Annotated in this window: 19 protein-coding genes and 2 tRNA genes; 12 read left to right on the top strand and 9 right to left on the bottom strand. The window is 68.7% G+C overall.

What is annotated here, in order from left to right; genetic code table 11:
* The first annotated feature begins 31 nt into the window (after positions 1 to 31).
* The 3 genes from B7R24_RS03745 (at position 32) to B7R24_RS03735 (ending at position 2,442) form a co-directional block, all read left to right on the top strand.
* Positions 32 to 643, top strand: a complete 612-nt coding sequence (locus B7R24_RS03745; RefSeq protein ID WP_116417626.1) for a VOC family protein — start codon at positions 32 to 34, stop codon at positions 641 to 643.
* Positions 644 to 796: 153 nt separating this feature from the next.
* Positions 797 to 2,065: an MFS transporter gene (locus B7R24_RS03740; RefSeq protein ID WP_116417625.1), complete on the top strand. Its 1,269-nt coding sequence runs from the start codon at positions 797 to 799 to the stop codon at positions 2,063 to 2,065.
* 44 nt (positions 2,066 to 2,109) lie between these two features.
* A complete protein-coding gene (locus tag B7R24_RS03735; protein WP_116417624.1) occupies positions 2,110 to 2,442 on the top strand; it encodes an NIPSNAP family protein in 333 nt (110 codons plus the stop codon).
* 125 nt (positions 2,443 to 2,567) lie between these two features.
* Here B7R24_RS03735 and B7R24_RS03730 read toward each other — a convergent pair.
* Positions 2,568 to 2,640 (bottom strand) — tRNA-Glu (locus B7R24_RS03730).
* An 80-nt stretch (positions 2,641 to 2,720) separates the two neighbouring features.
* Between B7R24_RS03730 and B7R24_RS03725 the strand changes: the two genes are divergently transcribed.
* Positions 2,721 to 3,158 carry a hypothetical protein gene (locus tag B7R24_RS03725; RefSeq protein ID WP_116417623.1) on the top strand — a complete coding sequence of 146 codons (438 nt, stop codon included), beginning with the start codon at positions 2,721 to 2,723 and terminating at the stop codon, positions 3,156 to 3,158.
* 46 nt (positions 3,159 to 3,204) lie between these two features.
* On the opposite strand, the gene B7R24_RS03720 is transcribed toward B7R24_RS03725, so the two are convergent.
* Complete coding sequence (locus tag B7R24_RS03720; RefSeq protein WP_116417622.1) at positions 3,205 to 4,668, bottom strand: CitMHS family transporter; 1,464 nt, start codon at positions 4,666 to 4,668, stop codon at positions 3,205 to 3,207.
* Positions 4,669 to 4,785: 117 nt separating this feature from the next.
* On the opposite strand from B7R24_RS03720, the gene B7R24_RS03715 reads away from it, so the two are divergent.
* The 3 genes from B7R24_RS03715 (at position 4,786) to B7R24_RS03705 (ending at position 8,200) form a co-directional block, all read left to right on the top strand.
* Positions 4,786 to 6,690, top strand: a complete 1,905-nt coding sequence (locus B7R24_RS03715; protein WP_116417621.1) for a sensor histidine kinase — start codon at positions 4,786 to 4,788, stop codon at positions 6,688 to 6,690.
* Positions 6,687 to 7,436 (top strand): response regulator, encoded by a 750-nt coding sequence (locus tag B7R24_RS03710; RefSeq protein ID WP_116417620.1) that lies wholly within the window; start codon positions 6,687 to 6,689, stop codon positions 7,434 to 7,436. Before B7R24_RS03715 ends, B7R24_RS03710 begins: the two co-directional genes overlap by 4 nt.
* A gap of 176 nt (positions 7,437 to 7,612) precedes the next feature.
* Positions 7,613 to 8,200, top strand: coding sequence for a DoxX family membrane protein (locus B7R24_RS03705; RefSeq protein WP_116417619.1), 588 nt, complete (start codon positions 7,613 to 7,615; stop codon positions 8,198 to 8,200).
* Here the strand turns inward: B7R24_RS03705 and B7R24_RS03700 are convergent.
* Complete coding sequence (locus tag B7R24_RS03700) at positions 8,101 to 8,643, bottom strand: MarR family winged helix-turn-helix transcriptional regulator (protein ID WP_116417618.1); 543 nt, start codon at positions 8,641 to 8,643, stop codon at positions 8,101 to 8,103. The genes B7R24_RS03705 and B7R24_RS03700 overlap by 100 nt on opposite strands.
* A gap of 66 nt (positions 8,644 to 8,709) precedes the next feature.
* On the opposite strand from B7R24_RS03700, the gene B7R24_RS03695 reads away from it, so the two are divergent.
* The gene (locus B7R24_RS03695; protein ID WP_116417617.1) at positions 8,710 to 9,078 is read left to right on the top strand and encodes a VOC family protein; all 369 of its coding nucleotides are present in this window, start codon (positions 8,710 to 8,712) and stop codon (positions 9,076 to 9,078) included.
* A 25-nt stretch (positions 9,079 to 9,103) separates the two neighbouring features.
* On the opposite strand, the gene B7R24_RS03690 is transcribed toward B7R24_RS03695, so the two are convergent.
* A complete protein-coding gene (locus B7R24_RS03690; RefSeq protein ID WP_116417616.1) occupies positions 9,104 to 10,012 on the bottom strand; it encodes a diacylglycerol kinase family protein in 909 nt (302 codons plus the stop codon).
* A gap of 74 nt (positions 10,013 to 10,086) precedes the next feature.
* Here B7R24_RS03690 and B7R24_RS03685 point away from each other — a divergent pair, with 74 nt between their 5' ends.
* The 4 genes from B7R24_RS03685 (at position 10,087) to B7R24_RS17955 (ending at position 12,892) form a co-directional block, all read left to right on the top strand.
* Positions 10,087 to 10,725, top strand: coding sequence for an MBL fold metallo-hydrolase (locus B7R24_RS03685; protein ID WP_116417615.1), 639 nt, complete (start codon positions 10,087 to 10,089; stop codon positions 10,723 to 10,725).
* Positions 10,726 to 10,826: 101 nt separating this feature from the next.
* Entirely contained in the window at positions 10,827 to 11,150 is a 324-nt protein-coding gene (locus B7R24_RS03680; protein ID WP_116417614.1) for a DUF4190 domain-containing protein, read from the top strand.
* A gap of 101 nt (positions 11,151 to 11,251) precedes the next feature.
* Positions 11,252 to 12,124 carry an META domain-containing protein gene (locus B7R24_RS03675; protein ID WP_147303950.1) on the top strand — a complete coding sequence of 291 codons (873 nt, stop codon included), beginning with the start codon at positions 11,252 to 11,254 and terminating at the stop codon, positions 12,122 to 12,124.
* Positions 12,125 to 12,196: 72 nt separating this feature from the next.
* Positions 12,197 to 12,892 carry a lytic transglycosylase domain-containing protein gene (locus tag B7R24_RS17955; protein ID WP_253259252.1) on the top strand — a complete coding sequence of 232 codons (696 nt, stop codon included), beginning with the start codon at positions 12,197 to 12,199 and terminating at the stop codon, positions 12,890 to 12,892.
* Positions 12,893 to 12,953: 61 nt separating this feature from the next.
* Here B7R24_RS17955 and B7R24_RS03660 read toward each other — a convergent pair whose 3' ends face one another.
* The 5 genes from B7R24_RS03660 to B7R24_RS03635 form a co-directional block, all read right to left on the bottom strand.
* Complete coding sequence (locus B7R24_RS03660) at positions 12,954 to 13,613, bottom strand: histidine phosphatase family protein (protein WP_116417612.1); 660 nt, start codon at positions 13,611 to 13,613, stop codon at positions 12,954 to 12,956.
* Between the two features lie 131 nt (positions 13,614 to 13,744).
* Positions 13,745 to 13,816, bottom strand: a tRNA-Gln gene (locus B7R24_RS03655).
* Positions 13,817 to 14,237: 421 nt separating this feature from the next.
* On the bottom strand, positions 14,238 to 15,467 hold the full coding sequence (locus B7R24_RS03645) for an NAD(P)/FAD-dependent oxidoreductase (protein WP_116417746.1): 1,230 nt from the start codon (positions 15,465 to 15,467) through the stop codon (positions 14,238 to 14,240).
* 50 nt (positions 15,468 to 15,517) lie between these two features.
* Positions 15,518 to 17,119, bottom strand: a complete 1,602-nt coding sequence (gltX, locus tag B7R24_RS03640; protein WP_116417611.1) for a glutamate--tRNA ligase — start codon at positions 17,117 to 17,119, stop codon at positions 15,518 to 15,520.
* Between the two features lie 124 nt (positions 17,120 to 17,243).
* A complete protein-coding gene (locus tag B7R24_RS03635; RefSeq protein ID WP_253259251.1) occupies positions 17,244 to 17,996 on the bottom strand; it encodes a TetR/AcrR family transcriptional regulator in 753 nt (250 codons plus the stop codon).
* Positions 17,997 to 18,031: the final 35 nt, after the last annotated feature.

The following is an 18,031-nucleotide window of genomic DNA, read 5'->3' as shown; positions in this document are numbered from 1 at the left end:
ATAGCGCCTCATCCGAACCAAGGAGACAACGATGTCAGAGAACAAGGCCACCGGTCGGCCGATCAACCCCCCGAAGCTCCACCACACCACCTTCACGACCATGCAGCTCGACAACATGGTCGCATGGTACGAACTCGCCGTCGGACTGATCCCCGCGTTCCACAACGACGAGGCTGCGTGGCTGACGAACGACGAGGCCAACCACCGCATCGCGTTCCTCTCCCCTCCGGGGCTGAAGAGGCCCGCCGACAAGAGCCACGAGACAGGCGTCCACCACACCGCGTTCGAGTACGCGACCTTCGACGAGTGGCTCGACAACTACATCCGCCTGCGCAACCACGGCATCCTGCCGTTCCTCACGCTCGACCACGGCATCACGATGTCGATCTACTATCAGGACCCCGACGGCAACGGCGTCGAGATCCAGGTCGACGCCTTCGGCGACTGGGCCCAGTCGAAGCAGTGGATCTCCTCGGCGCTGGAGTTCGCATCGAACCCGATCGGCACCTACTTCGACCCGGAGAAGCTGGTCACCGCCCGCGAGTCCGGGCTCAGCTTCGAACAGATCCACGCGAACGCCCGTGCCGGCGAGTACGTGCCCGACACTATTCCGGCAGACATCTTCTTGCCCGAGCTGTACTGACCGTTCATCCCGCGGCAGCAGTCTGGGGTTCGACGAGACACGCACTCCTTCGTCGTATCTGCGCATCCGATACCTGCTATAGCCGATGACGACTTCCCCGGGCCCGTCGAAAGACGGAGGGTTGGCATAACCCCACCTGAGAGGCGTTCAACGATGAGCGAAAGAACCGCGACGACAGACAGGCTCGATGACAGCGAGGCCGGGATCGACCCGATAACCGGCCGATCTGCGACAACCCTGCAAGGCACGCTGCTGCTGATCTGCAGCTGTCTTCCCGTGCTGGGAGCAGTGCTTCTGGCTCCCATCCTCCCCACCCTGAGCCAGGTGTTCGCGTCGACGGCGGGCGCCGACGCTCTTGTACCGCTGGTACTCACCGTTCCCGCGCTGATGATCGCGATCATCGCGCCCTTCGCCGGGTCGATCGTCGACCGGATGGGCCGCAAGAGACTCCTGGTCGGTGCGTTGGTGATCTACGCGGTTCTCGGAACCGCACCGCTTTATCTCGACACTCTGGGCGCCATCCTGCTCAGCCGTGTCGGCGTCGGAATCGCCGAGGCCGCCATCATCACGTGTTGCACGACCCTGCTCGCCGACTACTTCCGAGGCCGCCGACGAGATCGTTACTTCGGCATGCAGACGGTTGTCACGTCTCTCGCGGCGACCCTCTTCATCGTCGTGGGCGGCATCCTCGGATCGGGCGGCTGGCGCACACCGTTCTGGATCTACGCGATCAGCCTGCTCATCGCCATTCCCGTTGCGCTGCTGGTCTGGGCGCCGAAGCCCGCTCACTCGACCAACCCCGTGCGGGTGAAGCTGTCGCCCATCCCGTGGCGGCTGTTGGCGCTGCCCTGCGCCGTGACGGTCTTCGGCGGCATCGTGTTCTACTCGCTCATCGTCGAGCTGCCCTACGTGCTCGCCGGGTTGGGCGTCTCTGATCCTGCCGTCATCGGCCTGGGTTCAGCCGTGGTCTCGCTCGCCACCGCGGCCGGCGCGATCAGCTTCCGCTGGCTCGCACGGCGCGGTGTCAGAACCCTGCTGTGTCTCGCCTTCGGGCTGGCCGCCGTGGGGCTCGTCATCGTGTGGTTCGCCTCGTCGGTGCCGATCGCCATCATCGGATCCATGGTCACATCGCTCGGAACGGGCATCCTGTTGCCCACTCTGCTGACCTGGGCCGTCTCCCACCTGTCTTTCGAACAGCGCGGACGCGGCACCGGTCGGTGGACCGCCTGCCTCTTCTTCGGCCAGTTCGCATCCCCTCTCATCCTGCTCGCCATCGGAGCCCAGGCGGGCGGGCTCCAGCCGGCTCTGGGCATCCTCGGCGTGGCCAGCGCCGTCGTTGCGATCGCCGTGGGCCTCGTACTCGCACGCAGCGCCACCGCTTCCGCTCGAACCACCGCCGATGCATCCGCTGCGGCGCACTGAACCCCGAACGCTGCCGTTCACACGACGAAGACGAGAGACGACCGATGAAGACCTACGAACTCCGCACCTACTGGCTGAGCACCCCGGAGGCCGCGCAGGCGTACGTCGACACCCACTGGCCCCGTCACATCCCGAGCCTGTCGAAGTTCGGCATCACGACCCGGGGCATCTGGCTCGCCGCGGCCACAGAGTATGACCCGTCGAATCGGGTGGTCGCGCTCGTATCGTATGCCGACGGCATCGACCCGGCGGCAGCGTCGGCCGACTTCATGGGCAGTGCCGACTTTCGAGAAGACATGGCGGGGTTCTCGCCCGCCGACATCCTCAGGGTCGAGGCTGTCGCGCTCGAGCCGGCTGCGGCGTCGCCGCTGGCGTGAGCATTGGTCGCCGGCAGAAAGCACGCCGGCGGAGAAAGCAGAAGCCCGGTTCCGCCTGCGTGCAGGTGAACCGGGCTTCGTCGGCTGATGCTTCGCCAGCTACTACTTCGTCAGCTACTACAGTGTGACCCCAACCGGATTCGAACCGGTGTTACCGCCGTGAGAGGGCGATGTCCTAGGCCGCTAAACGATGGGGCCGAATAGACAACTCAACGAGTATGCCATACGTTCAACACGTCTGCCAATTCGGGCGGTGGGCGAGCGGTGGGAGGGTCGGCATGAGCATCCATGGGGCGCGTTCTGCGGCAGCGAGTGCGGTCGTGCTGGCGGTCGTGCTGGCGGTCTCCGGATGCACGATCACCGGTGGCTCGTCGAATGACGGTTCGGGCGGCGTCACGGGCCGCACCGGCAACGGCGGCAGCAGCACCGCGGGTGTGGTCTCCCCGGTCATCGTCGACCTCGGGTCGATCGACGGATCGACCGTCGAGGTTCCGGTCGACAACGTCGTCGTGCTCGACTCGGGCGACGTGAAGGTCACGGTCTGGACGGCGACCGTCGCCGACCCGAAGGTGGCCGAGTTCATTTCCGGCACCGACGACGGCAGCGCCGCCTTCAACCCCGGCCTCAAGCCGCTCGCCGCCGGCGAGACCACCGTGACCCTCACGAACTCCGACACCGGCAACGAGACCACCTTCGAGCTGAGGGTCACCCCGTAGCACCCGTCCCGCCCCGGCCCGCCCCGGCCCGCCATGGGGCACCGGCTCAGAGCGACCAGGGGATCGCCGTCGTCACCACACCCACGACGAGCATCGTGAGCGACACCACGACGGCCCGCCACAGCACCTTCCTGTGGTGGTCGCCGAGGTTCACGTTCGCGAGTGACACGAGTAAAAGGATGGCCGGCACGAGCGGGCTCTGCAGGTGCACAGGCTGGCCGATGACGGATGCTCGTGCCATCTCCACCGGCGAGATACCGAACGCGGCAGCACTCTCCGTGAGCACCGGGAGGATGCCGAAGTAGAACGCATCGTTGCTCATGAAGAACGTCATCGGGATACTCAGCACACCGGTGATGACCGCGAGCGACCCACCGAGCGACGACGGAATCACGGAGACCAGCCACTCGGCCATTGCGTCGACCATGCCGGTTCCGTTGAGCACACCGATCAGCACGGCGGCCGCCAGCACCATCGAGATCACGGCGACAATACTCGACGAATGCGCCACAATGCGCTCGGACTGCTGCTTGAGCTTCGGAAAGTTGATGATCAGGGCCACGGCCGAGCCGACCATGAACACGTAGGCGAGCGGCACCAGGTCGAGCACCAGCAGCACGAGCACCACGACGGTGAGCCCGAGGTTCACCCAGAAGAGCTTCGGCCGGAGCGTCGCGCGGTCGGGGTCGAGCATGGTGTCGGTGAGATTCGCCGGGATCTCCTTCAGCACCGAGACGGTGCCGGTGGGCGTCGAGGTGACGCGGCTGCCCGCGCCGCCCGGAGTGAACGACGACAGACCGGCCAGCCCGCGAGCGCCCGTGTCCCGACCGCGACCGAAGAGGCCCGCGCCGGGGGTCGCCACCTGCCGCGTGCCGTTGCCGTCGAACGCGGCTGCGGCGGCGAGGCGGTTGCGCTCCCCCACCCCCAGGAACCACGCGAAGCCCAGCACGATCGCCAGCCCGGCGATCAGCGACGGAACCAGCGGTACGAAGATGTCGGTCGGCGAGACCCCCAGCGACGCGGCAGCGCGGGCGGTCGGGCCGCCCCAGGGCACGATGTTCAGCGTTCCGTTCGCCAAGCCCGCCACGCAGGTGAGCACCACCGGGCTCATCCCGAGCTTGAGGTACAGCGGCAGCATCGCGGCTGTCGTGATGATGAAGGTGGTCGATCCGTCGCCGTCGAGCGAGACAGCACCGGCGAGCACCGCGGTTCCGACGACGATCTTCGCCGGGTCACCGCCCGCCAGGCGCTGGATGCCCCGAACCAGCGGATCGAACAGCCCCACGTCGATCATCAACCCGAAGTACACGATCGCGAACATCAGCAGCGCGACCGTCGGCGCGAGCGACTTCAGCGATTCGAGCACCATGTCGCCGATGCCGAGCCCGGCCCCGGCGAACAGCCCGAAAATGGTGGGCACGAGAATGAGTGCGACCATCGGCGTGAGCCGTTTGGTCATGATGAGCGTCATGAAGACGATCACCATGGCGAAACCGAGAAAAACAAGCATGTCGACTCCTTTGTCTGAGGACTACACGGTAGATCGACCGATACAGACGCCCCGGGTTTAGCCGCCTTAATGCGCAGAACTGCTTAAAAGAATGGTTCTGCGCATTATTCTCAAGGCATGGCCCGCACCCGAGCAGTGACTTTCGCCCGGCAGATGCTGCTCGTGCAGCTCGCCGTCGTCGTGGCCGTCGTCGTGCTGACCACCGTGACCTACGGTGTTCTCGCCACCATCTCCACCCGCGAAGATGCGCAGCAGACTGCGCTGGCGATCGCCCGCAGCACCGCCGCGAACGCCGGGTTGAGTGAGGCGGTCGCGGCCGAGTCTGCTGACCCCGCCACCGGCGGCAGCGCCCAGCTCGCCGCCGGCCCGGTGCAGTCGATCGCCGAGGCCGTGCGCGCACGAACGTCTGCGCTCTTCGTGGTGGTGACGGATGATCGGGGTCTCCGTCTCGCGCATCCCAACCCCGCGCTGCTCGGCGAACGGGTCAGCACCGATCCGACCGCCGCGCTCGGGGGCCAGGAGTCCACGTCGTGGGAGTCCGGAACGCTCGGGGACTCGGCACGGGCGAAGGTACCGGTCACAGCGGCCGACGGGCGGGTCGTCGGTGAGGTGAGCGTCGGCATCCCGGCCGCCAGCGTCTTCGAGGCGAGCACCTCCGACGTGGCGGTGATCGCCGTGGTCGCCGCGATCGCGCTGGCGATCGGCGGCCTCGCCGCGACGCTGCTCAGCCGGCGCCTGCGCCGCCAGACGCTCGGACTGCAGCCCGCCGAGCTCGCGGGCATGGTGCTCGACCAGTCCGCCGTCATCAGCGGCATCGGTGAGGGCGTCGTGGGTATCACGGCCGCGGGGGTCGTCTCGGTCTGCAACAGTCGGGCATCCGCCCTGCTGGGGGTGACGGATGCCGTAGGCCGCGACATCGCCGACCTCGCGTTGCCGGGTGAGCTGATGCGGGCGGTGGATGATCGGCTGCGGCCGCGCGGCGCGTGGGCGACGGGGCGGGGAGCCGGAGCGGCTGATCGGGCGGCCGCCCAGGGTGCGGCTGATCGGGCGGGCGACGCCGACCCCGCCTCGCTGCGGTTTGCCGTGGACGACCGGCTGCTCTACGTCGACGTCGCTCGCGTCACCCGGTCTGACGTCGAGCTCGGGGTGGTCGTCGTGCTGCGCGACGAGACGGATCTGGCGTCGATGACCCATCGCCTCGAGGCCGTGGAGGCGTCGTCGCGAGCGCTGCGGGTGCAGCGGCACGAGTTCGCGAACCGGCTGCACGTGATCTCGGGCCTGGTCTCGACCGGGCGGAGTGACGATGCGAGCAGCTACCTGGCGGGCATCCTGGAGCACGGGCCCGTCAACTTTCCGGTCGAGAAGGCCGAACTGCTCACAGAGCCCTACCTGCAGGCCTTCCTCGGAGCGAAATCGATCGAGGCGGCAGAACGCGGCGTAACGGTGCAGATCGGGCCCGAGACCGCGGTGTCGAGCGCCCTCTCCCGACCCGAGGAGGTCACGACCGTGCTCGGCAACCTCTTCGACAACGCGGTCTCGGCCGCCGCGCTCGGTTCGCGCGAGCCGCGCTGGGTGCAGGTCGAGGCGCTCGACGACGGTCCCGACCTGCACCTCGCGGTCAGCGACTCGGGCGACGGGGTCGGTGAGGAGGGGGTGCGGATGCTCTTCCGTCCGCGCTCGGCGCTGGGGGCCCCAGGTGCCAGCACCCAGTCCGGCGCCACCGCGAGCGCGGGGTCCGCCGCGTCGGGTTCTGCACGAACCGGCGCTGCTGAGCATCCGGAGCCCGCCTTCGACCGCGTGCACGGACTCGGCGTCGGGCTCACCCTCAGCCGCGACATCGCCCGGCGCGACGGCGGCGACCTGTGGCTGGCATCAGCGTCATCGCGCAATGCCGGGGCCGTGTTCTGTGCTCGGCTGGTGAATGTGCTCTCGAGCGACCCTGCCGCCGACCCGGAGACCCGAGACCTCAGCACTGGCCGACCCGCTGCGAGCGACCCCGCGAAAGGACTCCCCACCCCGTGACCGACCTCAGCGCTCTCGTCGTCGACGACGACTTCCACATCGCCGACCTGCACGCGCGGCTCGTCGCGGGTGCGCCCGGGTTCCGATGCGTCGGAACGGCCGGGACCGCCCGGGGCGCCCTGTCGCTCATCGACTCCGCCCGGCCCGACCTCGTGCTGCTCGACGCCTACCTGCCCGACGGCAGTGGGATCGAACTCATCCGGCGCATCGAGCCCGACGTCATCGCCCTCACGGCGGCGAACGATTCAGACACCGTGCGCCGGGCCATCCGATCGGGAGCTTTCGGCTTTCTGATCAAGCCTTTCGAACCGCATCTGCTCGCCGAGAAGCTGGTCTCGTACGCCGCCTACGCCGAGGCCGTGGCTGCACCGCGCGCCCTGAACCAGGCATCCGTCGACCGTCTGTTCGGGATGCTGCGGCCCGACGTCAAGGCCCGCACCCGTACCGCGACCGAGCAGGCGGTGCTCACCTGCATCGCGGACTCGGGCAGGGAACTCTCGGCCCCCGACATCGCCGAGCGCGTCGGAGTCTCCCGGGCCACCGCCCAGCGCTACCTCGGCGCCCTGGCCACGGAGCGCCTCATCACCGTGCAACTGAAGTACGGCGCGACCGGCCGCCCCGAGCACCGCTACCGCCTCGCCGCGTCCCCGCCCCCGGGCTCGACCCCGCCCGCCGCACCCAACCCGCCCGGGCGGCCGCCTGCGGGCACTCCGCTGGCGCCCGGGCCCGGGGTGGCGTCGGACTGATCGAGCCACGGGAGAGCATTCCCAGCGGTCCGTCCACCGATTGGACACGATTCCGGCCATCCACCGCTCCCAGCGGCGACGAAGACCGAGATCGTGTCCGTTCGCGCTAGCGTGGGGTGCGCCCGCCGCGACGGAGCCCGGCCAGGCGTACCCGTTCGCCCATCAGGAGGTTCACCATGTCGAAGTCCACCGTCACACCCGCCGCTGTCGTCGCGCAGACCGTCTTCCGGGTCGCGCTGGGATCGGTGCTCATTGCCCACGGGTCACAGAAGCTGTTCGGCTGGTTCGGCGGCGGCGGGGTCGAGGGTACGGCGCAGGGGATGGAGTCGATGGGGTTCCGTCCCGCCAGGCAGCACGCGGTGCTGGCCGGGGTGGGCGAGGCCGGGGCCGGCGCGGCACTCGCGCTCGGGCTGGCCACGCCGGCCGCAGGGGCCGCCGCAGCCATCACGATGGGCGTCGCAGCGAGCGTGCACACGCCGAACGGATTCTTCGCCTCACAGGGCGGCCTCGAGTACCCCGCAGTGCTCGGGCTGGCCGCTGCCGCCTTCAGCCAGGCGGGGGCCGGTGCGGTCTCACTCGATTCCGCGACGCGCAACGTCTTCAACCAGCCGTGGATGCGCGTGGTCGCGCTGACCGCGATCCCGGTGGCGATCGGGGTGCAGGTCTACCGTCGTCGAAAGGCGCTGGCCGCTGATGTCGCTGCATCGCCCGAGGTCGACTCCGTGGAGGATGCCGCCGCCGACGCTGCGCCCGACGAAGCGTAGGCGGCGGAGAGCGCCCCCGCGCATGCCCGGAGCCCACTCCGCAGCTGCCCCTCCGCCTCGCGATCGAGCCCCCCGAGCATCCTCTCCTCCACAGCCCGTACGGCAGCACTGGCGGTGACCCGCAGCGCCGCCCCCGCGGGTGTGAGCTGAACCGGCAGCACCCGCCCGACCGGAGCCTGGCCGGGACGGGAGACGAGGTCATCGCCCTCCAGCGACTGCAGGAGCACGTTCATCGACTGGCGCGAGACGAACGCGCCCCGCGCGAGCTCTGAACTCGAGAGTCCGGGTCGCTGCGCGAGCAGTTCGAGGCACGAGTACTGCGTGATGTTCAGGCCCAGGGGGCGGAGGACCGCATCCATCGCTGCGTGCAGTGCGCTTGCCGCCTGCTTGAGCAGGTAGCCGATCGAGGTGTCGAGATCGATGTCCGGGGCAGCTTGACTCATGTCAGTATTCTGACATAGGCTGAGGCATGTCAGGTACCTGACATCATCGACGAAAGAGATCACACCATGCCCGCCACCGGCCCCAGCTTCATCTCCCTCCAGGTTCGCGACCTCGAAACGAGTGCAGCGTTCTATGAGAAGCACCTCGGTCTGACCCGCTCCCCCGCCGGCCCGCCGCACGCTGTCGTGTTCGACACGAAGCCCGTGAGCTTCGCGGTACGTGACACTCTGCCCGGGGTCGACCTCGACCAGATCGCGCAGCCCGGCCAGGGCATGGCGCTGTGGATGCACGCCGCCGACGCCGAATCCATCCACGACCAGCTCGCCGCGATCGGCACCACCATCGTCACGGCGCCGTTCGACGGTCCGTTCGGCCGCACCTTCACCTTCGTCGACCCCGACGGATACCAGGTCACTCTGCACGACCGCGCCTGAGACGACCGGCCGCGCGGGGAACGCCCTACGCCAGCACCCGCAGCGCACCCGCCCGCACCGACACCGTCACGGGCAGCGGCCCCACCCGCTCCCCGTCGGCGTACGCGACGATGTCGCCCGAATTTACGGCCACCGTCACCTCCCGCACCCGCGAGAGCGACACGATCGGCAGCCCCGCGTGCGTTCCCTTGAACACCTTCGGAAAGAGACGCAGAAACCGCACCCGCGAGATCGGATCGACGATGAACAGATCCAGCAGTCCATCGTCGAGCCGGGCATCCGGAGCGATCATCATGCCGCCGCCGATCGACGAATTGTTCGCAACCGCCAGCAGTACCGAATCGACCGTGCGCCGCACGCCGTCGACCTCGAGCGTGTACCGCCTCGGGCGCAGCCGCAACAGCTCCACGAGCAGTGCGATCGTGTAACGCGACGCCCCGCGCGGCCGCTTCATGTGGTTCGCCCGCTCGTTCACACGCGCATCGAACCCGGCCGAGAGCGCCGACGCGAACCACATCTCCCCGCCCGCGTGGGTGAGGTAGCCGAGGTCGATCGTGCGCGGCCCCCGCTCGAACGCAGATCGTAGTGCGGCCATCGACGCGTCGAACTCGAACGGGATGCCGAGCCCCCGCGCCGAGTCGTTGCCGGTGCCGGTCGGCACGATGCCCAGCGGAACCGACGTTCCCCCCACGATGTTCACGCCGAGGCTCACCATGCCGTCGCCGCCCACCACGACGAGGGCATCCGGATGATCGGCCACGGCCGCGCGCGCCGCCGCTGCCAGCGCGCGAAAATCGGTGGCGCGCAACTCTGTGACGGCGTGCCCGTCGAACCGCAGCCGCTCGACCACCCGTGCTCCGGCCCCGCTCGTGCTCCCGAACGACGCCGTCGGGTTGATCGCGACCACCAGTCGCAGGGGTGGGGATGCTGGCACCCCCCGATTATGACCCACCACGCCCGAAGAACATCGACTTGCAGCAACGACCTCGAAGGTGTTGGCTCGGACCTATGAGACTCACGAAGCTTGCCCATGCCGCCCTCGTTCTCGAGGAATCCGGAAAGAAACTGATCGTCGACCCGGGCGTCTTCACCGCCGACCCCATCGACGCCGCGGGTGCTGTCGCCATCGTGGTCACCCACGAGCACGGCGACCACTGGACCTCCGACCAGCTGACGGCCGTGCTCAAGCAGGCCCCGGGCATCCCGATCTTCGCGCCCGAAGGCGTCGCCGCAGCAGCCACCGGCTTCGACATCACCGTCGTCACCGAGGGCGAGGAGATCACGGTCGGGCCTTTCACCCTGAAGTTCTTCGGCGAGAAGCACGCGGTCATCCACGAGTCGGTCCCGACCGTCGACAACGTCGGTGTGCTCATCAACGACACGCTGTACTACCCGGGCGACTCGTACACGGTTCCCGAGGGCGTCTCGGTCGACGTGCTCGCTGCCCCGGTCGGTGCGCCCTGGCTGAAGATCGGCGAAGCGATCGACTTCGTGCTCGCCGTCGCCCCGAAGCGCGTCTTCGCGACGCACGACATGACGCTGTCGGATGCAGGCCGCGGCATGGGCAGCGAACGCCTGGGCTGGGCCGCCGAGCAGGGTGGTGGCGAGTTCCTCGAGCTCACGCCGGGCGACTCGGTCGAGCTGTAGGTTCGCCGGGCGCGCCCGCGACGGGTGGCCGGCGGATGCCGTCGGTCACCCCGATCGCCCGCCGTCATCCTCCCGACACCTCCACCCGGTAGGGTCTCGGCGTGACCTCTGCCACCCCGTCGATCCTCGTGCTCGTGCTGTGCCTCGCCGTACTGGCCCCGCTCGCCTTTCTCGGATTCCGGCAGAGCCGGCGTGCGGCGGCCGCCAGTGACGAGAGCGTCGGATCGAACTTCCTGGCCGGTATGGCGTTCCTGTTCGCGTTTCTGGCGTCGCCCATCGGAATTCTGTTCTCGCACCTGTCGCTGCGGCAGATCACCCGAACGGGCGCATCCGGAGTGCGCCTCGCCATCGCCGGCTTCTACATCTCGTACGCGCTGACGGTGGTGCAGCTCGTCGTTCTGTTCGCGATCTCGGTGCCGCGCTGAGTCGACAGGCGACGCCTCGCTCGTTACGCGAAGTCAACCATGGTCGCCCACAGGCCGCGTTCAGTACTCTGGGAGGCGTACTCCGTGAATGGAAGAGATCTGTGTCGACCTTGAGAATGCTCGCTGTGGCCATTGTGGGCATCGTGGCCCTCGCGATGACAGGATGCACCGCCTCGGCGACGCCGGCGCCGAACGCTCCCCAGTACACCCCCGCGACGACGAACACCCTGCCCGGCACCTGGATCGTCGCCGACACCTACAGCTCCCCCGACATGCCGTTCCTGACCTTCGCGCGTGACGGCTCGTGGACGGGCTCCGACGGGTGCAACGACGCCACCGGCACCTGGTCGATGGACACAGCGGGGGTGCTCACGACGACCTCCGGTCCGCAGACACGCATCTACTGCGATGGGGCGCAGTTGCCCCTCTTCCTCATCGATGCCGTCTCGGCCCGCTTCGACGGCACCGACCTCACCCTCGTCGGGCACGACGGCAGCGAACTCGTGAAGTTGCGCAAACCCTCCTCGAGCGAGAAGGCCGTCGCCCGCGGCACGTCCGTGGTCGTGGGACTGTGGACCAACACCGAACCGGGCCGCGACCGGCTGCTGAAGCTGACGATGCTCGATGACGGAACGGTGGCGGGCAGCGACGGCTGCAACGACTTCACGAGCACCTGGCGGTTCGCCGAAGACGGATCGGTGTCCTTCGGTAAGCTCGCCATCACCGGCCGAACCTGCCAGGGCGTCGTCACCTGGCTCAACCTGGCGTCGTCGGCGGTGCTCGACGGAACGACGATGGTCATCCGGTCGATGTACGGAGCGCAACTCGGCACGCTCCTCTATATCGACGCGGCCCCCGGCGAGACCAGCCTGCCGATCACCGGTGCGACAGGGGCGCCGACGGGGGCGCCGACGGCCGTGCCGACGGCCGTGCCGACGGCCGCGCCGAGCGCGAGTCCCACCCCCACAGGCTGAGCCCGTTGAGTCTGGCGGCCAAGCCATGTAGTGTCGTTACGCATTCGTGATCGAAACGGAACGGACAACTGGATGAGTTTGTTGAACGGAACCCTACGGCGTCGCCTGGTACAGGCCCTCGCCGTGAGTTGCGCACTGGGCCTTGCCGGCACGGTCGCTATCCCTTTCGCAAACGCCTCCACCATGGGAAACGCCTCGTTCTCCTTTGCTCCGACGCAGAATGCCATGGCCGTGGGCCAGAGCTATGACTCGCAGGCCGCCGGGGCCGTGACCGCGACGCGCGACAGCTACGTCGCCACAGATCCGGCCGTTCTCGCCGCCCAGAAGGCCGCCGAAGCCGCCGCAGCAGCCGCCGCCGCCGCGAAGGCCGCGGCTGAGCTGGCCGCGAAGACGGCAGCGCAGAACGCCTCGTCGGCATCCTCGTCGGGCGGCAGCTACACCCCGCCGACCGCCGCCGTGCCAAACGCCGGTTCGGCGCAGTCCATCGCCCAGCAGATGCTTGCCGACCGCGGCATGGGCGCCGATCAGTATTCGTGCCTCGTCTCGTTGTGGAACCGCGAATCGGGCTGGCGCGTCAACGCCTACAACGCCTCATCCGGCGCCCAGGGCATCCCGCAGGCCCTCCCCGGCAGCAAGATGGCCAGCGCAGGAGCCGACTGGGAGACCAACCCTGCCACGCAGATCACGTGGGGCCTCGGCTACATCACGGGCCGCTACGGCACCCCGTGCGGCGCCTGGGCGCACAGCGAATCGGCCGGCTGGTACTAGTCTGCGGCGCAGATCGGCCAGAGGTTCTGCCCTCGCCCGGTGGGCGGCTGGGCCGTTCGAGTCAGGCGAGCGCCTCTGACGTCGGGTCTGGTGCCGTCTCGTCATCGAGCTGGTAGCCACCGACAGGCTCCGAGCCCCACGATGTCGTGCGCCAACCCTCTTCGGGCGTGCCTTCGAGCACGATCATCGCCGTGTTCTCGAGCGGATGCGACCGGCTGAACTCGGGGTCGATGTTTGTGCTCGCGTACGACGCCCAGGCCCGCATGGCTGCCCCGTGGCTGACGACGGCAACCGTCTCCTCGCGGTGCGCACTCGCAATCCCTGCGACGGCCTGCTCGAACCGGGCATAGAACTCGTGGCCGTCTTCACCACCCGGAATGCGACCGTCGAGGCTCTGCCACCACGAGAAGATCGTGCGCATGTACAGGTGCGTCGCCTCTTCGTCGGAACGCCCCTCCAAATCACCGGAGGTGATCTCCCGCAGCCCGTCGAGCACCTGCGGCTCGAGGTTCCGATCGGCGGCGAGCGCAGCCGCGGTCTGCTGCGTGCGAACCATCGTCGACACATAGATCGCGGCGATCTCCTCCGAGGCCAGCGCGGCGGGGATCGCGGCCGCCTGCCTCTGCCCCAGTGCCGTCAGTCCCGGCCCCGGAACCACGGCTCCGAGCACCCCGTGCACATTGTCGATCGTCTGGCCGTGTCGTATGAGGAGGAGTCGCATCCCTCCCATTTTAGGACGGTGGCACGCACTGCTCCGCCACGCGGCCCGCGGCGCTCGTACCGTACGCGTCACGAAACGAAAAAGGCCCGCGTGACCGGGCCTTTCACTGCGCGATGCGCGTAACGCTCAAGCTGGGGTACCTGGACTCGAACCAAGAACAAGAGAATCAGAATCTCCCGTGTTGCCAATTACACCATACCCCAAGGGCACAGACCCGATCTCGGGCCGACGGTCTACTTTAGCCTACGTTCGCCGTGCTCCAAAACCAGCGGCGCCGTACGGACCCTCGCGCGCACGGGCGCGGCTATCAGGACGGGTGCGCTCCGTCGGTATTCACGAGCCCGTTGCCCCGAACCGGTCGGTGCATACACCGAACTGGTCGCCCCACGGCGCAACCATCAGCGGCGCCGTCACGCTGCCGCCGTCGCCCACAGCGCCTGCCGGTACCGCGTCAGCTCGGCCTCCTTTCGTCGGGGCCGCCCGACATCGAGACCGAGAGGTCGTCGCCTGGCCCGCTCAAGGCACCCACCGACGGACACGGATTCGGGCATCACCTCTGGATATGCCGAAGGTGTCGCGAGAACATGTCCGTTCCGTGTCTGGCGGCATGCGTGACGGCTCCCGTCAGAGCAGGCCGATCAGGTGCCGGTTGATCGTGGAGGCGACGCGCGCGCCATCCCCCGCCGCGACCACGAGCTGCTGGGCGCCGGGCGGCGTCGAATCCCCCGCCGCGAAGACGCCGGGCACGGTCGTGCGGCCCGAGGCATCCGTCACCAAGAGGTCGTCGTCGTCGGTCTGCACCCCGAGCAGGGCGCCGTAGTCGAGCGCCGGCGTCCACTTCGGGCGGATGAATCCACCACTTCTCAGAATGACCGTTCCATCCTCGAGCGAGACGCCGGACATGCCCTCCCGATCGCCCTCGATGTCTGCGATCGGGCGTCGCTCCACTCCGATTCCCCGGGCATCCAGGGCACTCTCCTCCTGCTCGGAGAGCTCTGCGACGCCATTCGTGAAGACAATGAGGTCGTTCGACCACTGCGTGATCAGCAGCGCGCGCTCGGCGAGGTCGTCGGTCTCGCCGATGAGGGCCAGCGGTGCGTCGGACTTGTTGTAACCGTCGCACTCGACACAGCTGTGCAGGTCGGTGCCATAGTAGGTGCGGATGCTCGGCAGCGCCGGCAGCGTCTCAGTGAGCCCCGTCGCGATCAGCACGGAGCGCGCCGTAGCGATGCGGTCACCCGACCCACGGATGCCCTTCGACCGCACGACAAAGAGCGGGCTCGTGCGGGGTGGAGGGGCGGCGCCTGCTCGTGTGTCTGCGTCTGCGTCTGCGTCTGCGCCTACGCCTGCGCCTACGCCTGGAGCGGGCTCGTCGACGCGGTCGATGGCCGTCACCAGCGCCTGGTGGAAGGTCGCCTCGGGGTAGCGCTCGAATTCCGCGCGCCCGAGCTGGCGCAGTTCCAGCGGTGAGACACCGTCCCGCGTCAGGAAGCCGTGGGACACGAGGGTCGCCGAATGCCGCGGACGATTGCTGTCGAGCATCAGCACCCTCCGCCGGGCGCGCACGAGGTTGAGCCCCGCGCTGAGCCCCGCCGGCCCGGCACCGATGATGACCACGTCGAACACGTCTCTGGGATCGGGCTCGCCACCCTCCGCCCCACCCGGTTGCGCCGCCGACGCACGCTCGGGAAGCAGCCCCGAGGCGGGCCCGCGGCTACGAGCCCCCTTCGCCGGCCCGAAGGTGACCACCGGCGCCGCAGAGGTCGCTGCGCTGGTCGGCACCCCTCCGTCGGCTGCCGATGCACCGGACGCCTCTGCGTGTGCGCGTGCCGCCGCGAGGGCCTCTGTCGTCATGGCGCCGACGGCTGCAGCGACCGCGTCAGACCGGATGAGCCTGCCCATCGCTAGGAGGCGGCAGCCGCGGACGAGCCGCCCGCACCCACGCCCGCGTCCGCGCCCACGGACGAGTCGGCCGCGGTCTGACCAGCACCCGCGTGCAACGCGGACAGCCGAGCAAGGCGAGCGATTGTCTCCTCCTTGCCGAGGATCTGCATCGACTCGAACAGTGGAGGCGAGACCTTCCGGCCCGAGAGCGCTACGCGCAGTGGCCCGTAGGCGATGCGCGGCTTGAGCCCGAGTCCCTCGATCAGCGCCGCTGCGAGGTCGTCTTTGATGCGTTCGTGCGTGAACTCCTGGAGCTCGACCAGTTCGAGCGCGCCTACGGCCGCCGCCAGGATGACGCCGGTGTTGTCGGGGAGGGTGGCCAGGGCATCCGCCTGGTATTCGACTTCGTCGGCCGTCTGGAACAGGAACCCGAGCATCGCCGGCGCCTCGCCGAGCAGTGCCATGCGCTCCTGCACGAGCGGGGCCGCCTCGGCGAGGGTGGCGAGCTGGGCATCCGTCGCCGGAAGCGTCAGAACGCCCTCGGCCTCGAGGTACGGAAGCGTGCGGGCGGCGAAGTCGTCGACGGTGAGCAGCCGGATGTGGTCGCCATTGATCGACACGGCCTTCTTCAGGTCGAAGCGCGCCGGGTTGGGATTCACGTCGACCACGTCGAACGCCGCGACCATCTCCTCGATCGAGAACACGTCTCTGTCGTGGGTGAGCGACCAGCCCAGAAGCGCGAGGTAGTTCACGAGACCCTCGGGAATGAACCCGCTCTCGCGGTGGTGAAAGAGGTTCGCCTCGGGGTCTCGCTTGCTCAGCTTCTTGTTGCCCTCACCCATGACGTAGGGCAGGTGGCCGAAGCGCGGGATGAACGTGGTGACACCGATCTCGACCAGTGCACTGTAGAGCGCGATCTGCCGGGGTGTGGAGGAGAGGAGGTCTTCGCCCCGCAGCACATGCGTGATGCCCATGAGGGCGTCGTCGACCGGGTTCACGAAGGTGTACAGCGGTGCTCCGTTCGGGCGCACGACAACGAAGTCGACGAACGAACCGGCCGGGAACGTGATCTCGCCGCGCACGAGGTCGTCGAAGCTGAGGTCGGTGTCGGGCACGCGCAGGCGGAGGGCGGGCAGGCGCCCCTCATCGCGGAAGGCCTGGCGCTGCAGGGCCGTGAGGTCGCGGTCGAAGTTGTCGTAGCCGAGCTGCTTCGGACGACCGGCCGCGGCGTTGCGCTCGTCGATCTCGTCAGCCGTCGAGAAGCTCTCGTAGAGGTGCCCGCTCGCCGTCAGTCGCTCGATGAGGTCGACGTAGATGTCGGAGCGCTGGGACTGGCGATAGGGGCCGTTCGGGCCACCGACGTCGATGCCCTCGTCCCAGTCGATGCGCAGCCAGCGCAGCCCGTCGAGCAGCTGCTCGTAGCTCTCCTCGGAGTCACGGGCTGCATCGGTGTCTTCGATACGGAAGATCAGTTTGCCGCCGTTGTGCCTGGCATAGGCCCAGTTGAAGAGCGCAGTGCGGATCAACCCGACGTGCGGGGTTCCGGTTGGCGACGGGCAGAATCGCACGCGAACGTCAGCGCCCGTGGCGCTCGAGAAGGGGGGTAGCTGTGTAGTCGTCATCCTGCCCCAATTCTACGACCCGGCGCCTGAACGTCTGCGAGTTATCCACAGGCTGAGTGCGGTGCCGGATGCTCGGCAGGGGCTGAGGGCGGATGCTCGGCAGTCGGTGAGGGCGGATGCTCGGCTAGAGCCCGCGCTCGACCATGTCGAGCACCCGAACGGTGGCGCCATCGACCATCTGGGCGTTGAGTCCGCGCAGCGGACCGTCGATCACGAGCATCCCGAGCCCGTGAACTGCTGACCATGCGAACAGCTCGGCGTTCGCGCGACGTTCCGGGGGCAGGATGCCGGCGGCGGCCCACAGGTCGAGCGCCGCCCCGAGAATCTGGAACGGGGTGCGCCCACCCGCACCGGCCTTCGCCCCGTCACCACTGTTGTCCAGGTGGTCGGGAACCGAGAACGCCGCACGGAACAGCCCCGGCTCGTCGCGCGCGAACCCGAGGTACCCGGTGCCGACCGCCCGCAGCATCAGCCGCGCCTCATCAGCACCGTCGACTGTCGTGCCGCCGGGAGAAGCACCCGCGAAAGCACCCCCGGCACGCCCCTCAGCGGCACTCCCAGCACCGGCACTTCGAGCTGCAGCAGCCTCGACCTCGCGCTCCATCGCGTCCGCCGCGAGCCCCTGCGCCACGTCTGACACCGCCCGCAGCAGCGCACCACGGTCGGCGAAGTGCCGGTAGGCCGCGTTCGGCGTGACCCCGGCCCGGCGGGTGGCCTCGCGGAGCACGACGGCATCCGGCCCGCCATGCCGCGCCATCTCGACGCCGGCCGTGAGGAGCGCCTCGCGCAGATCACCGTGCCGGTAGGTCCCGCGCCCTGCCAGAGGGACGGACGCACCGGTCGAGGTCTGGGCCCCCGGCTTTCGTTCACCGCTCACTGCGTGATCTCCCTGTGGAGGACTGGACATCACGC

The organism is Subtercola boreus (assembly GCF_003399645.1).
Taxonomy (GTDB): domain Bacteria; phylum Actinomycetota; class Actinomycetes; order Actinomycetales; family Microbacteriaceae; genus Subtercola; species Subtercola boreus_A.
Note: the sequence above shows the minus strand (reverse complement) of the source record. Positions and strands in the feature narration are given on the sequence as shown.